Origin of the sequence: Halobacillus halophilus (genome assembly GCF_020171985.1) — a bacterium.
Classification (GTDB): domain Bacteria; phylum Bacillota; class Bacilli; order Bacillales; family Halobacillaceae; genus Halobacillus; species Halobacillus halophilus_A.
In genome coordinates, this window is the sequence record NZ_JAIVAL010000001.1 from 451392 (window position 1) to 470248 (window position 18857).

Genomic DNA, 18857 nt, shown 5'->3' on the forward strand with positions numbered 1-18857 from the left:
CATTATTCCTATCATTTATTCACCTTCAATATATGCATACTTATAAGTGTAGTTGGGTCCCATCGGATTCGTTGTTACCCCTTTAACATCCGGTTTCCACAGCTGCGCTCTTGCTCGCTGATAAAGGGGAGCAATAACTGCGTCCTCTTGAATTAGCAGCTTCTCAGCTTCCAAAAAGGCTTCGAAACGTTCAACAGGTTTTTGAGCAAGTTCATCTCCTGCTTTTTGTATTAGAGAATCATATGCTTCACTTGAGTAACCGGTCTTATTGTTTCCTCCATCTGTTACCCATAGGTTCAAAAATGTGTTCGGATCAATGTAATCTGGACCCCAGCCATAATTCTCTATATCATAATCCATATTCTTATCACGATCTAAACGCACTTTAAAAGGAACACTCTCCACCTTAATGGACAAGCCATCCAATTTTTCAAGCTGATCTTTAATGTAAGCATCCAGGTTCTTAGCAACCTCTGTATCTCCGCCCAAATAGCGAAGTTCCGCACTCTCTATATTTAACTCTTCTTTTGCTTTTGACCAATACTCCTGCGCTTTCTCTAGATCGTGCTCTACTAATGCACCGTTAATTTCCCGGAAATCCTCTCCAGATTCAGGATGTTTCGTAAAGTTAGCAGGTACATTACCACCAGTCGTAATAGAACCGTTATTTAAAATAACCTCCACCATACTCTGACGATCGACCACCATCTGAATCGCTTTACGTGCATTCAAATTAGAAAGAATCTCATTTTCCTGATTCATTTTAAGGAAGAAAATTGTTGGCTCTTCTTCGATTTTCAATTCTTTAGACGAACGATACTCGTCCACGAACTCTGAAGACAGGTTTACTCGATCTATTTCATCTGTCTGATACAGATTGACAGCAGCAGCTGTATCTTTCACTACATTTACATTAATTTCTTCTAACTGTACAGCATCTGCATCCCAGTAATCCGGATTCTTTTCAAGTTTCCATCCTTCCCCGTGGTTCCACTCAGTCATTACAAATGGACCATTCGAAAGAAGTCCGTCAGCTTCCATTGCATATTGATCGCCTTTTTCTTCAACAAACTTTTGATTTAGCGGCAAGAATGTCCCAAATGTAGTCATGGACTCGAAGTAAGGTGTTGGTTTTTCTAAGGTTACTTCAAAGGTGTAATCGTCTACTGCTTTAACCCCAAGATCTTCAAGAGACTTCTCACCTTTAGAAACGGCCTCCGCATTCTTAATTACGCCACTCATCATATAAGGACCATATTCGGATCCAATCTCAGGATCAACTGCTCGTCTCCAGGCATAAACAAAGTCATTGGCTGTTACTGCATCTCCATTTGACCATTTAGCATCTTCCCTTAAATGGAATGTCCAAGTCAGACCATCTTCACTCATTTCATGATCTTTTGCAATCCCTGGTTCCGGTTTGCCATTTTCGCCTAAGCGATAAAGCCCGTCTTTCGTTGATCCCAGCCATTGAGATGCCAGGGCATCAATTGTTAAAGAAGAATCCATCGTTGGTATTTCTGCCCCCTCTGAAAGGTTCAGCACCTGCTCACTGGACTTTGATGTACTATCCTCATTATCTTTGCTCTCCTCGTTACTGCTTGTTTCTGAATCATTCCCACTGGAACATGCAGCAAGGAATAGACTGACAAGCAAAACCAGCCCTAACCATAGCCATTTAGCCTTTTTCATTTAAAGACCCCCATTTTCTTAATTTTATGTATCTTTACATACGGCTAAAATTATACATTTTGTGGTAATAGTCTGCAAATTACAAAAATTAAAATAGGATGTTTGAATTTAGCTACTATCGGAGGTTTACATAAGTAGTTATATATCTTAAGTACTATTCTTATTATTAGAAAAACACTCACTATGAATTATGAACCCTTTATTTTAGGAAGCTATGCCGGGACATTAGCGTCACTTGTAGGTCTTTGTACCAAAAAAGTTTCTTTTACAAAACGGCTATGAATAGTTATAAATTCTTAAAAAGCTTTCCTACTTACAAATAGTTCAGTGGGTTCTGCACTCACCTTTGATTAATAAATTAATAAATCAATATAATTTCATATTGGTCGAAACCTTACCAGTTTTCATACGTATAAATAAAATGTCAGGAACTTCAGTAAGTACGATTAAAGTGAAATTTTTAGGAGTGCTAATAATTTACTTGCATCTCTTCTCATAGTCCTGATAAAGTTACATCATTCAAGAAGGAGGATTTACATATGAATAAACGTGTAGGAGCAAGCATTATTGCAGGCGGTATCCTATTAATAGCTATTGTTTTCCAGGTCATCAATGTGTTCACCACGGATGAAGATTCGGAGAATATGGCTTCTATGTTCTCAGGAAGTGAGAAGCCTCAAGAGAAAGTCATTGAGCAGGGCTCTGCTTCCAAGCGCATTGTACAACTTAATTTGGAAGGTACCATCATGAACAATCCAGGTTCTAACCCGAACCCATTTAGTGGTGGTGGCTATCAGCACGAACAATTCTTAAAGAAATTGGAAACCATTAAAGAAGATCCTTCCATTAAAGGAGTCCTACTACATGTAAACTCCCCAGGAGGAGGAGTTTACGAAAGTGCTGAGATTCACGATAAGCTCTTAGAATTAAAAGAAGCTGATAAAGAATTCTATGTTTCCATGGGAAGCATGGCTGCTTCCGGCGGTTATTATATTTCTACTCCTGCTGATCAAATTTTTGCTTCAAATGAAACGTTTACCGGTTCACTGGGCGTTATTATGGAAAACGTCAATTACCAGGAACTAGCAAATGAGTACGGGGTTAAATTCAATACGTTTAAAAGCGGTAAGTATAAGGATATTATGAGTCCAACAAGAGAAATGACGGAAGAGGAACGTGAAATCATTCAAACGCTTGTAGATGATTCTTACGAAGAATTTGTTGATGTGATTTCAAACGGTAGAGATCTTCCAGAGGAACGTGTCCGAGAGCTTGCGGATGGACGAATCTATTCTGGAAAGCAAGCAGCAGAGAATGGCTTAGTGGATCAAATTGGATTTCAGGAAGATGCCTTACAAGCACTTAAAGAACAGATAGGTGGAAACCCGCAGGTCATTGAGTATAAGAACAGTGTCGGTTCATTCTTCAATTTACCCCTAGCTGAAAGTTTCTTGCCAAATAGTGAAGTCCGTTATATAGAGGAACTCATCAGTGAACGCCAGGGACCTAAATTAATGTACTTATATAGCGAGTAAGGGGGAAGTTATATGGAAACTACTGAACAGCACCCAGGTGTTAAACCACCTCTTTCACTATTGAGAAGTCAAAAACAGGATATCCAAAGATTGTTATACGCCGGATTCTGGAGACGGTTTTTTGCGTATATTATTGATTTACTTGTGCTTTGGAGTGTAAACACAGTTGTAACTAAACCATTAATTGGTTTATTAAATTTAGAGGGAGCCGAATTATGGATAGAGATGTTTAGCGCTTCTAATTTGCTTACCTCCCTTTTGTTTTTCCTTTACTTCATTCTAATGACCAAGTTTTTTAAAGCAACTCTTGGAAAAATGATATTTGGTTTATCTGTCGAGTCACTAACTGATAAGCCTTTAACTAACGGACAGATATTCTTCCGCGAATGCATCGGCAGATACATTAGCATGGCTATTTTCGGAATTCCTTATTTAGTAGTCGCTTTTACTAAAAGACATCAGGGAATTCATGACCTATTTGCAGATACATCTGTTATTAAAAATAAATTCAAGCAATTGAATTACTTAATCGAAGATAAATCAAACGCAGATTAAAAAAATCCGGTCCCTGAAGGGTACCGGATTTTTTTGTTCTAACGAGAAGGATCCTGCTTTCCTGTTCCATTTTTTTCGCCTTTTTCTCTTTTCAATGCATTCAAGTCTTCTTTACTTTTATTTTTCTTCTTTTTACCCAATTCGAACACCCTCCTTTCCTTCTTAGTCTGGCAGCATTTATTGAATTCATGTAAGAATAGCAAACCAATAGAGCCGTCTCACCTTGCCAAATATTGGTTGTCCAATATGTATCCATCCTTTACTATAAAGTTATGTTCCATATTCACTTAAAGGGGGAAGATTTAATGGAGAATACTGAAACTATTTATAGATCTAATTTCAAAGAAGGAGCCTATCCTTTTTATCAACATCTGCGCTTAAATCAACCTGTTTTTCCTATGTCCAGTGAAGCTTCCAATAGTTCCTGGATTATAACTAAGTATGATCATGTAAAGGAACTATTAAAGTCTCCCAGTTTTATTAAAGATCAGAATAAATTATTTTCCCAATCATCTCGGGAAGATATGAACGAAGATGAACTAAATATATTTCAAAACATGATGCTGGACGTTGACCCGCCTGACCATACCAGACTTCGTAAGCTGGTCCAGCCTTATTTTAATCCTAAAACGATTAAGCAACTGGAACCTCGAATTACTGAAATTGCCCAGGACCTTCTTGAGGAAATGAAACATAAAGAAGGGTCTGTAGATTTAATTGATGATTACGCATTTCCTCTGCCTATAATTGTGATTAGTGAACTTCTAGGTGTACCGATTGAAGACCGAAACAAGTTTAGGAAATGGTCCAATACCATAGTAGCTGCTTCTGACAATATGACTGCTGATTTTCAGGAAGATGTAGAAGCATTTACCGCCTACTTAACCAGTCTTTTCGAAAAACGGAAATCAGAACCTGAAGAGGATTTAATCTCTTATTTACTGCAAACAGCAGAAGAGGAAGAGCAATTAACCAAAGCTGAATTATACTCTATGGTTGTATTGTTAATCATTGCCGGTCATGAAACAACGGTTAATCTCATTGGCAATACGATGTTTGCTCTTTTTGACTACCCTGATCAAATGTCTAAAATTAAATCGGATCAAACGCTTATTCCTTCTGCGATTGAAGAAGGACTTCGGTTTTATAGCCCTGTCGATTTTTCAACTGCGCGCTGGTCAGAGGAGGACATGGAGTTCCATGGACAAGAGATTCGGCGTGGAGATCTCGTTCTAGCGTCTATAAGTTCCGCAAATCGCGATGAGGAGAAATTCAATCACGCCGATCAATTTGATGTGACGAGAAATAAAAATGCCCATGTAGCATTTGGGTTTGGAATCCACTTTTGCCTTGGTGCTCCTCTAGCTCGTCTAGAAGGAAAAATCGCTATTGAAGAGCTGATGAACGCTTTTCCGAATATCGATTTAAACCGTACGATGAATAGACCTGAATGGAATCCTGTATTTCTGCTACGAGGTCTTTCTCATCTTCCAGTTGATTTAAAATAACAGATAACTAAAAAACCACTGGCCTACTAAGCAGTGGTTTTTAGTCATTATATGTGTTATTGAGGATAATCTGACTTCATGCTGCTTTTCTCAAATAATGCGGCTATATGTCATCCTTGGAAGCCATTTTATGAATCGCTCATTTGAACTACCCCCACTTACTCGCTGACACTCCTTGAAGTTGGGGGATTCCTAAGAGCACGAACCTAACGGTTCGTTGCCACCACCTATGAAAACCCACGATACCTACGTAAGACCGAAAAGAAACTAGCAAAAGCTCAACGTATCCTTTCCCGAAGGGAAAAGGGTTCTTCGAATTGGCATAAGCAACGTATTAAAGTAGCTAGACTTCACGAGAAGATAGCGAACGCGAAGTCTTTCAATCCGAGATCAAGGCCAACGTAAGCGTTGGATTTAGGAAGTTCCTGAATATCTGTTTTACCAAGAATCGATACAGAATATTTTCCGGTCGGATTGCGGCGAACCGTCGCACTCAAGATGCGACCTTTCACTTCACGACTCTTGGCAAATCTCACAAGCCACAGCTTAGACAGCTTGATTTTGCGATCCTGGATGGCAATATTTCCGTTTGTGCATTTTGTGGTGTAGGACTGGACTTTGTTTTTCTTTGATTTGAACCGCGGAGGTTGGTTTTGCTTTTTGAAAAACCGTTCATAAGCGTCAGAAAGATGTTTGACCGACGTTTGGATGGCCGTGCTATCCACTTCCTTTAACCAAAGGAATTCTCTTTTAAGGTTGGGTAGTTGTTTGGAACAAGTAGCGTAACTCAAACCTTTTCCGGTTTCCTTGTAGGCACGGCTCCATTCGGAGAGGAAATGATTGAAGACAAAACGAGCGCAGCCGATGGTCTTAGCGATGAGCAATTCCTGGGTTTTATTTGGATAGATACGAAAGTTATACGCTTTATGCCTCCACCTCCCCCCTAACCAGGAACGTATGTTCTTGCTTTAGGATATCACGGAAGGGAGAATATTCAAAGGCATTCGCCTTACGGCGAGGGCATTCATCTCCCCCTTACCACCGGTCTTCGACACGGCGCTTGAAGAGGGAGTCTTCTGCCGATGAATGATAAAGTTTATTGGTTGATTTTTTAATAAGGGGCTTATTAAGTAATTGAGCCGATTACTATAAGGCTCAATTGCGAAACAAGTTAATTCCCCTTAAACCCTATCCATCTAACGCAACGAGTCCGTTTATCTCGAAATGGAGTCTTAATCACACGGGAGATTTACTTTAAAAATCCACAAACTAAAGGTTAGTAAAATTCGTAAATAAAAAGCTTTAACCTCTCATATGTCATTCATCATGCTTTTGTTCCAGACAGTTCAGGTTTTATTATCCGATATTTCGATTCGTCTCTGAAGAACTCTTTTGTTCCAGTCCAGCTTTAACTATGCTAAACCCTGTCAAGGCCAATATAATAGATATCACGGGGGTTGCTAAATTAAAAAAAGCATAAGGAAGATAAGTAAGGGTTTCTACACCGAGAGTTCCAGCTACAAATATACCTCCTGTATTCCATGGGACCAGCACGCTTGTAACAGTACCGCCATCCTCTACCGCACGTGATAAGTTCTTTCTATGTAGATTTTTCTCGTCATAAGTATCTGCGTACATACGAGCCGGAACTATAATAGAAATATATTGTTCAGCCATCGTAATATTCGTACTGATAGAAGTTAAAATAGTGGCGGGAACTAATGCACGTGTAGAGCGTACTAATTGAATAATTCCATCCATCAATTTCTTCATCATTCCAGTACCTTCAATAACTCCTCCAAAAATCATTGCCACAACGGTCAGGGATATGGTGTACATCATACTGCTAAGACCCCCCTGGTTCAATAAATTATTCATCAACTCATTTTCAGCATTAAGCTGGTATCCATCATATAGGGATAGCACCGCAGTTCCTACTGTATCTCCCTGAATGAGAACCTGACATAAAAACCCCAGCACAACACCTATACTAAGAGCTGGTAATGCAGGGATCTTTAAAAGCACCAATACAATCACAGATACTGGAACTAACAAGAGCCATGGAGAAATCAAAAATTGAGACTGAAGATTATCCATAATTGAAGATATTTGTCCGCTTTCATATCCTGTTGCCGAAAACCTACGCCCTAATACCCCAAAAATAATTGCAGCTAACACGTAGGCTGGGAGTGTTGTATATAGCAAATGCTTAATATGTTCGAATAAAGGCACGTCTGCTATCCCTGAAGCGAGATTTGTGGTATCCGATAGAGGTGACATTTTATCCCCCATATAAGCCCCAGAGATAATAGCCCCTGCAATCATCGGTTCAGATATACCCATGCTAATTCCAATCCCCATTCCCGCTACTCCAATCGTAGCCATCGTGGACCATGAGCTGCCAATAGATAGAGCAACTACAGTACAAAGGAGCATAATGGAAATAAGAAAATAACCTGGTGAAATAAGCTTGAGCCCATAAAAAATTAAACTCCCTACGATTCCTCCTCCTATCCATGAACCGATGATTAAACCAACTAAAATCAGTATAACGATGGCAGGTAATGCCTTATGTATCCCCGAGTAGAAACTATCCTCTATTTCATTCCAGGAATATCCATAAAACAAAGCGACGATGGATGCTGAAAAAGCTCCTAATAATAAGGGGATATGAGGAGCTCCTTCATATTTAATAATTGTAAATCCCATTGCTATTATCATAATGACCAATGGCAATGCAGCCATAAATACAGGCATGCTTTTTCTTTCACTCAAAAAATCCCTCCTTAATATGATTCGTAAATTAAGATTCCACCATTGACCTGCTTACTTGTCCATATCATTTACGTTTATCAATTTTGACTGGATAATATATCTGTCGGGTGCGTCTCCTATAAAGTCAAGCGGGTAGCATGTAGATAGAGTTAAAGTAGCTTCGTCTTTTTCGACAATGACGCTTCGGTCATCAGCATCAGTCACCCACATTTTTTCAACCTTATACTCATACCTTTTTCCATTATATTCTACAAAAATGGAGTCATCTTTCTTTACGTCTCCTAATTCAGTAAATACGGTTTCTCGATGGCCACTAAGCACCGTATGTCTTTTTTCATCAGGTGTCGTTGTCCATTCACTTACGTACATGCCTACTCCTTGTTTTAAGACTTCCGGATCTGCTCCCCAAAATGTGGTATATCCCATTTCGATACTCGGAATAACTACTCTTCCCACATTTTCTCCTTTTTTGAATTTATCAATATCCTTACTCATAGTAACGGGCTCTGGAGTCTCATTTTTATGAGTATTCTGTGCTTCTACCTCAGTTATTCGAGAGGAGTTTTTATCAGTTTCTGAATGTACGGCTTCTTTATCTGATTTGCTCCATTCCTCGGTTTCTTCCATAGGAACTTTTTCAGCTGCCTTGGTTCCGTCCCACCATTGATATCCATAGAATCCAGCCATCAAGACACCAAACAGCATAATTGCTACTAAAACTTTATTCACGATTTCACCTCTATTATTTCCTTTTCATACCATAATAAAGGAAGAAAAGCCGCATGTACACATGCGGCTTTTCTCTCATCACTAGGCACGAATTGCTCTATGTCTTCTATAAACAAATATTCCTCCAGCAATCATTGCGAGGGACGCTCCAGCTAAAGCTAACCCAGGATCATTACTTGAAGTGTCCGGCAATTCACCGCCTTCAGGAATGGTTTCTTCAAATGATTTAGCGTTGTCAACCACTTCACCTGGGACGTTAATGGTACCAACACCATCAAAATTATCGATAGACATATCAAAAGTTTGTACCATATTGGTTGACATATCATCCATTTCCATATCCATATCAAGCTTCATCATCATTCCAGTCATGTAATGCGTTTCTTTATCAATTGTTATCTGATAAGAAATATTGTTAATAGTCATTTGCTTCATCATTTCTTCCATCATCTTCGCCATCTCTTTATCGTCCATGGTGTTTTGAAAAAGTTGTTGAGAAGCTTTCAGAAGTTTTTCTCCATCACCTTCGTAACTTACTACGTAGGATCCCTCTGTCTCCTTAACGTTCATTTCCTCAGCAAATTCTGAAGCCTGGGAAACCTGAGATTGAGCCGTCATCATTTCCTGAATGTCGGATTGACTCATTGGAAAATTATCTTCAAATTTAACCCAATCCCCTTCAGGATTCTGCTGATAAAACCCTTTTTCTGTCCAGTAGGATTCAAGTTTCAGTTCTTTCTCACTTTCAGGTAATGAGGTTGTAATGATCTGATGCATAGCAAATGGATCCAATGTAATGTCAGCTTCAGATTCTGTAGAAATAACCTGTTCCCTACCCTCCATTGGCATTTTTTGCTCTGTTATAGATCGTACCGTGTAACTATCAAGTTCCATCATGGCCTCATTAGATTTCTTTAATAGTTCCTCTGCACTCATTTCCTCGGCTGCGACCTGAAGCGGTAGCATCATTACTAATAAAACTGCGGTCAAACTGGCTAACTTCTTAAACATCCAAACACTCCTAAATTGTATTAGGCAATCCATCACAGGGCATTTCCTGACTTTTTTTATGTACTAAACCAAAGATGATACAGCCCAGACCTTTTTCCCTATCATTTCGTACCCAGTACTCTTTACCCATTACTTCCAAAATAAAACATTTTTTGTTAAAAATCTTAGATTATTAAAATGAGGAATCGGTCTATATTACTAAATAACCCACCATCTTAAACTTGTTATATTAGACGATTAACAAAGACCTTTATGCTTTTGCAATATTTTATCTGCTACGTAAAGCCCACTTGCAGCAGCTTGAGATAATGAATGTGTAATTCCAGAACAATCGCCAATTAAATATAAATCCTTTATTTGAGTTTCGAAATTTTCCGTAGTATAAATCTGTGGTTCATAAAATTTAGCATCCATTCCATACAGCAAAGTATCCGGGTGGATTGGGCATTCAATGAGGTTTTCCAGTTTCCCCATAAATTCAAGTACCGAACGGAGATATAAATCAGGAATTTCAACTGCTAAATTCCCCGCCTCTGCTTCAAGACTAGGTCTAATTAAGTTAGATGAAAGCTCAGTAGAAGGTCGATTGGCATAAAAATCACCTAGTCGTTGGTTAATAATTCGTCCATCACCTTGATTAATCCCGCCTATTATTCGATGAGCTGTCTGCATAGCCTGATCATAAGATGGGAAATAGCGAGGAACAAAGAGAGTGAAATTTAAATTACCACTTTCGGTCTTTTCTTCATTTTTATTCTGTCCATCAGGCATTACTAGTCCGTTCTGATACTTACGAATAATACGGCCGCGCGGATTCATACAGTACGTTGTTGCTTCATATCCTTTCCCTCGACATCTTAGCTTTGTTTCAAATGTGTCTTTTAAAATGGCGTTCAGCTGGTCTTCTCTCATCTCTATCCTTAAACCCAGATCCAACCTAGTTTCACCCGTATTGAGACCTAGGTCATCCATTTGCTTGTTTATCCAATTACCTCCGCTTTTTCCTGTTCCTATAATGAGTTGTTTACTATGAAAATTCCCCTTGTCTGTTTCGATGAAAAAGCTCTGTGCTTCTGGTTGAAGGGATGTAACATTTGTTTCAAATGTAAAGTGAATATGTTCTTGCAGTGTCTCATAGAGTTTTTGGAAAACCTCTATAGCTACTTTAGTTCCCAAATGTCTCACTTCTGCAGATAATACTTCTAATCCATGTTTTTCAGCTTTAGCTGCAAGTGATTTATTTTTTGTACTGTAAAGTCCTACACTTTCTGCACCATGCTTTTGAAGTATGCGGTCTACTTCTTTCATTAATTCCAGGGTCTCTCCTCCCCCTATCTTGCGTCCCAAATCTCCTCCGAAATCATTTGTATAATTGAATTTCCCTTCTGATTTCCCAAGGCCGGCATACCCTATGTATCTATTACATCCCTCACTACAAGTGCAGGATAAGCCTTCATCCAATCCGCAAATTCTCTCCTTAAGAGGCTTGCCTTTATCTATAATTCGTATCGATAAGTTTTTATTTTCCTGAACCAGTTTGTGAGCAAAGAATATACTGCTTACCCCAGCTCCTATGATAATAATATCTTCCATTTACACTAACACTCCCCCATCCCACTAATGTACAGCGGTGAATCTTACTGGGTCACTTTGGCATAAATATAAGTATCAGTAAGTCTCTGTCCATCTACAGATAAGTCATCATTTCGCAGAATTCCTTCTAAATCGTATCCCAATCTTTCCGGAATCGAACGACTCCTAAGATTTCCAGATTCACAACGGATCTCGACTCTTACACATTCTAATTCCTTGAATGCATAATTTGTTAATGCTGCTACGGCTTCGCTCATGTAACCCTTTCCACTTATTGAGGTATCGATCCAATAACCTATTTCAAGCTTAGGAATTTCCCAATTGATATTATGAAAACCTGTAGATCCTACAAACTCTTCCGTATCTCTTAAGAAAATAAGGTATCTAAGATTCTCCCTAGTAAGGAACTTAGCGTGAGCTTCGCGAGTGTTCACCTCCGTATCCTCGGGAGTTGGAACTTGCTGAACAAAGCCAAGCCACGGCTGTAGTTGTTCTCGAGAATCTTGAATTGCTCTATTTACTGCAGCACCGTCTCCCGGGACTGGCATTTTTAATACTAATCTTTCTGTTTCAATTTCTGTACGAACATCTTTTAAAATTGGATTCACTCTTATCTCCCCTTACTATTAAATTCATACCAATATACCGACACTCATCCTTATAGTATTTATTATTTCATATCCTGTTTGATAATCGAAAGCGCGACTAAGAGGATTTTTTTCGTGTACATTTCGGTCGAGTTGAACTCATTCTTTCAAGATCGGAAAATTAACTTTAAATCAAATCAGAAACTCACCCCACCGAATTGCAAAAAATTCTTATCACTATGTAATATGATTTTTCCAAATTTTGCAACCCTAAAAAAAGCGGTGTGGATATACATGCTATACCCCACCGCTTTAGAGTTTTTCTACTATGCTATAAAGTTCTTTTTAAACTAGTTTACTTTTGTCTTCTTTTGATTCTATTTGCTGTAAAGTAGTTTCGACCATCGCATTCATTCCAATTATGTCTGATAAATGCTATACATTGAGCCTATTCCACGTCTTATTTTTTTAATATATGTGAAACCGATTTCTCTACATTTCTTAAATGTACCATCATTTCTTCACGCGCTTGCAGTTCTGAACGATCTTTAATGGCTTGGAAGATACGACGGTGCTCCTGCAATAGCTTTTCAGTTCTTTCTTTAGAATGCAGAAGTTTACGGGTTTCTCGCATAGCCTGCACCATGATTTCGGAAACGCTTTGCATTAATTGAATCAACATTTCATTATGAGTAGCTTTTACCAGAGCCATATGAAAAGCAAGATCTGCTTGTTCTCCAATTTCGTTATTTCCATTAGCTTCCGCCATTTCAAGCAGAGCTTCCTCCATTGGCTTTAAGTCTTCCGTTTTATGAGATAGTGCAGCTGATCCCGCAGCTCCAACTTCAAGGATTTGCCGTACCTCCAACAATTCTTTCATATCCTCTGTTCTCATTAGAAAAGCGGCTGAAGTCGGCAATGAAAAGCGTGAAGCTTCAAAAGATTTAATGTACGTACCTTCTCCCTGGCGCATTTCTAAAATCCCCATGGCCCGAAGAGCACTTAGAGCTTCCCTTACTGCAGAACGTCCCACGCTAAAGCTTTTAGCCAAATGTTCTACACTGTCCAGCTTATCTCCAGGATTCAATTCCCCATTCTTCAAAGATTCCAACAATGAATCCGCCACTTGTTCGTATATTTTTTTTGATCTTATAGGTTTATAATCCACATTAGTTCCTCCAGCTTCCTATCACAATTCTATTCCATTTTACTGTAATTTGAGCGACAGGGAAAGCAAAGGGATATACCTCTTCTGAAAAACTGTTCTACATTTCCTATTGTTAAAATAGTTATCCAACTAAAAAACGCCCACGGAGTTGTGGACGATTGATCTGTAACATAATCCTTTATTCGCTATCTATCATTTTGGTTTAACAATAAATATCAGATAACTAATATCCAAATAAAAATCCCAATCCACAAAAACGTCTTTAATGGTTACACCTAATACGGACTCAAATACCTTAATATCCAACAACCTTTTCTCAAGCTGTCTTTTACTTAACAATAATTGTTCCTTGTTACCCTCGCGAATCAGCTCTTTTTCAAGCTCTGTCAAGATTCCTTTACGTTCCATAACCAGAGTTCGATTATTTAGATACATGGAGTTAAGATGATCCGGAGCTTTTTGAGCTATTTCACTGACTTTAATCATTTCATCTTCCAACATTTTCTTATTAGGAAATTCGGGATAAAATTGCTCATTCCTTTCATCATGGTCCATCACTCCAAGCAAGACGCCAGTTTTATTTTCTAGAGACCAATCATAATAAAAATTCTTTATATGTAGATCAGCTGAAATTCTTAAAGTTGCCTTTATCTCCGGGATTAGCTCTTCAAACATTAAATCCCGAGTTTCCTCAACTTTTTGAAAATTTTTCTGCCCTACCAATAATCGTTCGATGGGCGCTAAAAAATCTTTTAGGTAAATCGAAACGAATGGCTTTTTAATTGATACATATACTGATGTGGGTCCTTTGCCAAAGTTGTCTCGAAGCAGCTTTCCTATATAACCTGCTATTTCTGAATTTAAAGACTTTTTTTCCAATACTCTCATTCCTTATTTCTAATAATTAATTATAGCCAGATAATCATGCTGCTAAATTCCATAATATGATATTACCCCGCTTTTTTTATATAATAAACTTTCTTCCAAGTACTGATTCAATAAAATCCCAACGCTCTTAAACAGAAGACATTCATAAAACCCAATATAGGGGGTTCAATTTATGAACACTTCATTATTTCAATTCGTTAACCTGCCTGGCAGCGAACCCCTAATTAGATATTCAAAATTATATAAGTATAAAAAAATCCTCAAAATAAATGTTTACTAGATGGAATATTTGGAAATAGATAGGTGAACCACAAATCAAATCATTTTTAAAGGAGATGTTTTACGTGGCAGATCGTTACAAGACAGGCGAAAACGTACCAGAAAACGGAACATACGAATTTGATGGACTTACGGACGGACGTAAACAAAGCAATCCTACAGAAGATGAAAAACAAGTAAAACTTGAAAGTGGAGAAACATTCCCGCCTCTTCGCTCCAGTAAAGAAGGAGCATACTGGAAGAAAGTGAAATAGTTAAATTAGGAGAGCCCCCATTCCAAGCAGGAACTTATGGGGGCTCTTGTTATGCTAAATGATAGCTGAGATCGCTTGCTACTTATCTCACTTAACCATACTAATCATTTCTTCACATAAAGTGGCATTCACCAAGCATAATTCAATCATCTTATCCATTGAACCATCCTTAGCAGCATTAAGCTTCTTAGCAGAATCTCTACAAATTGCGGCACAAGCTTTACATATATCCTCTGAAATTGGAGATCCGGATTCCACTATTTCTTTTGCATGCTCATAGGCTTCTTTACTTTTTTTAACTAAATGAATACACGTTAAAAAATGAAGTGATTGTTGCCGCAGAGAACTATTCAAGTGATTCATTCAAAAACCCCCATTTTTTTCCATTAAAAAAAGCCAAAAAAGAACTTTTGTAAAAGTTCTTTTTTGGCTTATGTCTAGCTCTATTAGTCTAGCTTATTCCCACCAATAATTTATAAATTGTAATGTCATTTTAAATTTAATTAGATTCAGATAAAAGTGCTATCCCTTTTAACCATAATTTAAACTATCATGTATTGGATCGTTTGTAAAGGATTAACTAGTTTAACAAGGAGACGATAATCATCATTTAATTTTCCTGTAATTTAATTTACATAATATCGTTATCGTTAATTATAATGGGAGGGAGACCTTTTTACGATTACATATCTTTGAATCTTCTATTTGATAAACGTAAACTTAAGTAGAAAGTTAATTAGAAAGGATGAGTATCTATGGGACAAACTATTGAAGGAAAGATTGCTTACATTACCGGTGCCGGCCAGGGAATCGGGCGCTCTACTGCTATTCAGCTTGCCCGTGAAGGAGTACATGTTGGACTGATGGCGCGTACGGAAAGTAAGTTATTAGATGTGGCAAAGGAGGCTGAAGGATACGGAGTAAAAGCAAGTATTGTTACCGTTGATATTGCGGATATTGAGCAAGTAGAACAAGCTGTGGCGAGCTTACAGTCTTCCCTCGGGAATGCAGATATTCTTATTAATAATGCAGGGATTGGAACTTATGGGTCATTTCTTGAAATCGAACCAGAAGAGTGGAAGCATACTCTCGAGGTCAACCTATTTGGAACCTACCACGTAACTCGATCAGTCTTACCTCAGATGATCGAGAAAAACCAGGGAGACATTATTAATATTTCATCAAGCAGTGGACTTAAAGGGACAGCTGGATCCACAGCCTACAGCGCTTCTAAATTCGCATTACAAGGAATGACAGAAGCTTTAATGCAGGAAGTCAGGAGAAATAACATACGCGTATTTACACTTAACCCAAGCCTGGTAGCTACGGAGCTTTCTTTTGGAGACGAATTGAGTGAGCAGGATAAAGAGAAATATATGCAGCCGGAAGATCTTGCAGAATATATGGTTGCTCAACTCAAACTACATCCTCGTATTTTCATTAAAACATCACTACAGTGGGCTACTAACCCTTTTTAACTCTTTTATTTCAAGACGGTCCATAGAAACATCGATATGTAGAAAGCCTTCTGCTTATTAAGTGGAAGGCTTCAATAATATATGCATTTAATACTTGGGAATTAAATTCAATAAAATTTAACGAGATCAATCATTATTTCCCTATTCATATATGGTTCACGGAGTAAATGTTGTATCATAGGAAATAATTTACATCTTTCGTTCACTTTTTATTGCCTCGAATGAATCTATTCAATACATCTTTTTGATAAAAATAGTGAAGCGGGTCATTTACAGAGTTGAGAAGATCGGTCATTCATTTAGTTGAATTTATGCTTCTCTCCTTCTACCTTTTTTTTATATAATAGACAGAAAACTTTAGAAGAGTGAGGGAAATCATGAACCGTCGATTAGCTTTAATCTTAATTTTCATCGCTGCTGCTTTGTGGGGTGTCATAGGTATCTTTGTAACCTACCTCTATAAAATAGGTTTTACTCCTTTTCAAGTTGTAGCCATAAGGGTATTCACTGCTTTTTTATTCCTTCTTATATATACACTTGTAAAAGACAAGCGTTATTTAAAGATAAAACCTTTAGACAGCCGTTATTTTATAGGTACAGGCATTTTTAGTATTGTATTTTTTAATTGGTGCTTATTTAGTGCTATGGAAGAGACCTCCATCTCAATTGCCTTTGTCCTTCTCTACACCGCACCTATATTTGTTACTATTTTTTCAAAGTTCCTCTTAAATGAACCATTTACGCTTAGAAAGTTAGCAGCCTTATGTATGACTTTCACAGGTTGTACGCTTGTAATCGGAATGTTTCCAAAGGTGGAAGGTGCCATATCATTATATGGACTTCTCCTAGGTTTAGGAGCAGGACTATTCTATGCTCTCTATAGTATTCTAGGTAAATACGCTCTCGCAAAATATAACTCGTTGACCGTTACCGTTTATACGTTTTTATTTGCTTCTCTTGCAGCCGTGCCATTGAGTCAGATATGGAAGATAACTTATCTATTTAACGATGGGACTTTACTTATCGTTATAGGACTAGGATTTCTCTCTACAATGCTTCCATTTCTTCTCTATACCAAAGGTTTGGAATTTGTAGAATCCAGCCGCGCTTCCATAATCGCTACTGTAGAACCTGTAGTAGCATCCCTAACAGGATATTTAATTTTCAACGAACAACTTGATGGTTGGCAATATATTGGCATTGTTCTTGTAATAGCTTCCGTCATTATCGTTCAGGATTCGTCAAAGTCTTTACAGCGCAAAAGCCAGATGTCAAACGCTTCTAACTTTTGAACTACCCTCCACTTACTCGCTGACGCTCCTTGAAGTTGGGGGATTCCTAAGAGCACGAACCTAACGGTTCGTTCAAATGATTAGGTTAGTCCCGTCGCACCGACGGTTGGAAGGATAAAAGTACAAACTCTTCCCTTATTCCTGAATACCCGCCTTATTTACTGGCCGGGTATTCAGAAAGTGGTTTAGGCCAGGGAAAGTGCTGGATTAGTTGAAAATAAAATGAGAATATATGAATGAACTTATTTATTTAATCACAATGAAACTATAATTTATGGCCCCTGTTGCTATAGAGACGCTCCACTCCATCTACTAATTCCTTTATGATCTGAGAAACGTACTTTTTTCCGCTTAGTCGTGGACTTTGCCCTGACCACAGGGACATCCATTCTGGTCTATTCCTTTCAGACGCTTTTTTTCTTAGGTTCTTAGTTAATTCATTTTGGATAGGGTAATCTGGCAATTCATTTTGATAAGGCTTCATTTGTTTAATAAATTCATTTTCTAAACCTCTGGCAGGCTTACCACTAAATACTGAAGTTATAGTAGTATCGCTCTCTTTCGCCTGTAAAATGGCTTGTTTATGCTGCTCTTTTGCCCCGCTTTCCAAACTTGTAACAAAAGCTGTGCCCATTTGTACACCTTGGGCTCCCAGCATTAAAGAGGCGGCTATTCCTCTTTCATCCATAATCCCTCCAGCTGCTAGAACAGGAATACCTACTTCGTCAACCATTTGAGGAACTAAAGACATTGTCCCTATCATCCCTTGATCATGTGACCCGTGAAAAGTACCTCGGTGACCCCCAGCTTCACTTCCCTGGGCAGTAATAATGTCAACTCCAGCTTGCTCATTAATCACAGCTTCCTCTACCGTAGTTGCTGTTCCTATTACCTTCACTCCATTCTTATGTAATTCTTTTACCAGTGTTTTATCAGGTACACCAAAAGTGAAACTGCAGACAGGAACATGTAATTTTAAAATTGTATTTACTTGTTCCTCAAAATGAGTTTCTGACATTTCTGGTATTTCCCTGGGTTTAATTTGTAACTCTTGTTCATAAGGTTGCAGAAGCTGACGTGCTCGAGTTACTTGATTTGAACAATATCGAGGAGTTTCTGGAACGAACATATTTACTCCAAATGTTTTTGATGTGGACTGCTGGACAGCCATAATTTTTTCTGTTAATTCATCCGGATGCAAGTAACCAGCTCCAATCGTGCCCATCCCTCCTTCATTTGACACGGAAGCAACTAATTCAGGAGTCGTTACACCACCTGCCATGCCTGCCTGAATTATCGGATAGTCACAATTCAGCGTTTTAATAACCTCATTTTTATACCACACCAATTTTTAGTTCTCCTTTCAAATATAAATAAACGTCTACATTGACTTTACCTAAAAATGACTAAATATTCAAAATATTTATTAAAAATTACAAATTTCCCTTGTAAAAGGTCTTATTTCCATGTTTTACTAGATTTATGACATTGGGATGTATTACTAATACTAGGA

At 38.2% G+C, this 18857-nt stretch carries 16 protein-coding genes and 2 pseudogenes; 7 read left to right on the forward strand and 11 right to left on the reverse strand.

The window, feature by feature from the left end:
• Nucleotides 1-15: 15 nt before the first annotated feature.
• Entirely contained in the window at nucleotides 16-1692 is a 1677-nt protein-coding gene (locus tag LCM11_RS02330) for a peptide ABC transporter substrate-binding protein (protein ID WP_224892667.1), read from the reverse strand.
• Nucleotides 1693-2231: 539 nt separating this feature from the next.
• Between LCM11_RS02330 and sppA the strand changes: the two genes are divergently transcribed.
• The 4 genes and pseudogenes from sppA to LCM11_RS02350 form a co-directional block, all read left to right on the forward strand.
• The gene (gene sppA, locus LCM11_RS02335; RefSeq protein ID WP_224892668.1) at nucleotides 2232-3227 is read left to right on the forward strand and encodes a signal peptide peptidase SppA; all 996 of its coding nucleotides are present in this window, start codon (nucleotides 2232-2234) and stop codon (nucleotides 3225-3227) included.
• 12 nt (nucleotides 3228-3239) lie between these two features.
• On the forward strand, nucleotides 3240-3782 hold the full coding sequence (locus LCM11_RS02340) for an RDD family protein (RefSeq protein WP_224892669.1): 543 nt from the start codon (nucleotides 3240-3242) through the stop codon (nucleotides 3780-3782).
• A gap of 305 nt (nucleotides 3783-4087) precedes the next feature.
• Nucleotides 4088-5290, forward strand: coding sequence for a cytochrome P450 family protein (locus tag LCM11_RS02345; protein ID WP_224892670.1), 1203 nt, complete (start codon nucleotides 4088-4090; stop codon nucleotides 5288-5290).
• 222 nt (nucleotides 5291-5512) lie between these two features.
• Nucleotides 5513-5665: pseudogene (locus LCM11_RS02350) on the forward strand (transposase); the annotation flags it as partial.
• Here the strand turns inward: LCM11_RS02350 and LCM11_RS02355 are convergent.
• The 8 genes and pseudogenes from LCM11_RS02355 to LCM11_RS02390 all read right to left on the reverse strand — a co-directional run.
• Nucleotides 5659-6249 (reverse strand): annotated as a pseudogene (locus tag LCM11_RS02355) (RNA-guided endonuclease TnpB family protein); the annotation flags it as partial. The pseudogenes LCM11_RS02350 and LCM11_RS02355 sit on opposite strands and share 7 nt — an antisense overlap.
• A gap of 397 nt (nucleotides 6250-6646) precedes the next feature.
• Nucleotides 6647-8065 carry a Na+/H+ antiporter NhaC gene (gene nhaC / locus LCM11_RS02360; RefSeq protein ID WP_224892671.1) on the reverse strand — a complete coding sequence of 473 codons (1419 nt, stop codon included), beginning with the start codon at nucleotides 8063-8065 and terminating at the stop codon, nucleotides 6647-6649.
• Nucleotides 8066-8116: 51 nt separating this feature from the next.
• Entirely contained in the window at nucleotides 8117-8794 is a 678-nt protein-coding gene (locus LCM11_RS02365; RefSeq protein ID WP_224892672.1) for a class D sortase, read from the reverse strand.
• A gap of 81 nt (nucleotides 8795-8875) precedes the next feature.
• Nucleotides 8876-9805, reverse strand: coding sequence for an LPXTG cell wall anchor domain-containing protein (locus tag LCM11_RS02370; RefSeq protein ID WP_224892673.1), 930 nt, complete (start codon nucleotides 9803-9805; stop codon nucleotides 8876-8878).
• Nucleotides 9806-10042: 237 nt separating this feature from the next.
• Nucleotides 10043-11398 carry an NAD(P)/FAD-dependent oxidoreductase gene (locus LCM11_RS02375; protein ID WP_224892674.1) on the reverse strand — a complete coding sequence of 452 codons (1356 nt, stop codon included), beginning with the start codon at nucleotides 11396-11398 and terminating at the stop codon, nucleotides 10043-10045.
• Nucleotides 11399-11442: 44 nt separating this feature from the next.
• Complete coding sequence (locus LCM11_RS02380; protein ID WP_224892675.1) at nucleotides 11443-12006, reverse strand: GNAT family N-acetyltransferase; 564 nt, start codon at nucleotides 12004-12006, stop codon at nucleotides 11443-11445.
• 439 nt (nucleotides 12007-12445) lie between these two features.
• Entirely contained in the window at nucleotides 12446-13153 is a 708-nt protein-coding gene (locus LCM11_RS02385; protein WP_318246131.1) for a FadR/GntR family transcriptional regulator, read from the reverse strand.
• 192 nt (nucleotides 13154-13345) lie between these two features.
• A complete protein-coding gene (locus LCM11_RS02390; RefSeq protein WP_224892676.1) occupies nucleotides 13346-14041 on the reverse strand; it encodes a DUF2294 domain-containing protein in 696 nt (231 codons plus the stop codon).
• Between the two features lie 335 nt (nucleotides 14042-14376).
• Here LCM11_RS02390 and LCM11_RS02395 point away from each other — a divergent pair, with 335 nt between their 5' ends.
• Entirely contained in the window at nucleotides 14377-14574 is a 198-nt protein-coding gene (locus LCM11_RS02395) for a YjzC family protein (protein ID WP_263622235.1), read from the forward strand.
• 87 nt (nucleotides 14575-14661) lie between these two features.
• Here the strand turns inward: LCM11_RS02395 and LCM11_RS02400 are convergent, their stop codons facing one another.
• Nucleotides 14662-14937 carry a hypothetical protein gene (locus tag LCM11_RS02400; RefSeq protein ID WP_224892677.1) on the reverse strand — a complete coding sequence of 92 codons (276 nt, stop codon included), beginning with the start codon at nucleotides 14935-14937 and terminating at the stop codon, nucleotides 14662-14664.
• Nucleotides 14938-15329: 392 nt separating this feature from the next.
• Here LCM11_RS02400 and LCM11_RS02405 point away from each other — a divergent pair, with 392 nt between their 5' ends.
• Nucleotides 15330-16052, forward strand: coding sequence for a 3-ketoacyl-ACP reductase (locus LCM11_RS02405; protein ID WP_224892678.1), 723 nt, complete (start codon nucleotides 15330-15332; stop codon nucleotides 16050-16052).
• A gap of 377 nt (nucleotides 16053-16429) precedes the next feature.
• Nucleotides 16430-17344, forward strand: coding sequence for a DMT family transporter (locus tag LCM11_RS02410; RefSeq protein WP_224892679.1), 915 nt, complete (start codon nucleotides 16430-16432; stop codon nucleotides 17342-17344).
• Between the two features lie 265 nt (nucleotides 17345-17609).
• Here the strand turns inward: LCM11_RS02410 and LCM11_RS02415 are convergent, their stop codons facing one another.
• Nucleotides 17610-18689, reverse strand: coding sequence for an NAD(P)H-dependent flavin oxidoreductase (locus LCM11_RS02415; protein ID WP_224893076.1), 1080 nt, complete (start codon nucleotides 18687-18689; stop codon nucleotides 17610-17612).
• Nucleotides 18690-18857: the final 168 nt, after the last annotated feature.

Excerpts from the sequence above, each read along its gene's own strand:
- LCM11_RS02330 (WP_224892667.1), bottom strand. The coding sequence starts at position 1,692 with ATGAAAAAGGCTAAATGGCTATGGTTAGGGCTGGTTTTGCTTGTCAGT.
- sppA (WP_224892668.1), top strand. The coding sequence starts at position 2,232 with ATGAATAAACGTGTAGGAGCAAGCATTATTGCAGGCGGTATCCTATTA.
- LCM11_RS02340 (WP_224892669.1), top strand. The coding sequence starts at position 3,240 with ATGGAAACTACTGAACAGCACCCAGGTGTTAAACCACCTCTTTCACTA.
- LCM11_RS02345 (WP_224892670.1), top strand. The coding sequence starts at position 4,088 with ATGGAGAATACTGAAACTATTTATAGATCTAATTTCAAAGAAGGAGCC.
- LCM11_RS02370 (WP_224892673.1), bottom strand. The coding sequence starts at position 9,805 with ATGTTTAAGAAGTTAGCCAGTTTGACCGCAGTTTTATTAGTAATGATG.
- LCM11_RS02375 (WP_224892674.1), bottom strand. The coding sequence starts at position 11,398 with ATGGAAGATATTATTATCATAGGAGCTGGGGTAAGCAGTATATTCTTT.
- LCM11_RS02390 (WP_224892676.1), bottom strand. The coding sequence starts at position 14,041 with ATGAGAGTATTGGAAAAAAAGTCTTTAAATTCAGAAATAGCAGGTTAT.
- LCM11_RS02395 (WP_263622235.1), top strand. The coding sequence starts at position 14,377 with ATGTTTTACGTGGCAGATCGTTACAAGACAGGCGAAAACGTACCAGAA.
- LCM11_RS02400 (WP_224892677.1), bottom strand. The coding sequence starts at position 14,937 with ATGAATCACTTGAATAGTTCTCTGCGGCAACAATCACTTCATTTTTTA.
- LCM11_RS02405 (WP_224892678.1), top strand. The coding sequence starts at position 15,330 with ATGGGACAAACTATTGAAGGAAAGATTGCTTACATTACCGGTGCCGGC.
- LCM11_RS02410 (WP_224892679.1), top strand. The coding sequence starts at position 16,430 with ATGAACCGTCGATTAGCTTTAATCTTAATTTTCATCGCTGCTGCTTTG.